The organism is Vogesella mureinivorans, from assembly GCF_007644035.1.
GTDB classification, from domain to species: domain Bacteria; phylum Pseudomonadota; class Gammaproteobacteria; order Burkholderiales; family Chromobacteriaceae; genus Vogesella; species Vogesella mureinivorans.
Genome location: NZ_VMTV02000183.1, coordinates 1 through 281 on the forward strand (window position 1 = coordinate 1; position 281 = coordinate 281).

General features: G+C 67.6%; 1 protein-coding gene. It reads left to right on the plus strand.

The window, feature by feature from the left end; all coding sequences use genetic code 11:
* A partial coding sequence (locus FLQ44_RS07700) for a TRAP transporter large permease subunit (protein WP_147693930.1) occupies positions 1 to 281 on the plus strand: 281 nt, incomplete at both ends.

Below are 281 nucleotides of genomic sequence, written 5' to 3' on the forward strand. Positions count from 1 at the left end.
TCATGACCAACCCGGTGCTCACCGCCATCCCGCTCTTCGTTCTCATGGGCGTCGTTCTGGAGAAGTCGCGCATCGCGGAGGAATTGCTGGAGACGATGGGCCGGCTTTTCGGTCAGATCCGCGGCGGGCTCGGTGTCTCGGTCATGGTGGTCGGGGCGCTGCTGGCCGCCTCCACCGGCATCGTGGGCGCGACGGTGGTGGCCATGGGCCTCATCGCGCTGCCGGCAATGCTGCGCAATGGTTACGATCCCAGGCTGGCTGCCGGTGCGGTGTGCACGGCC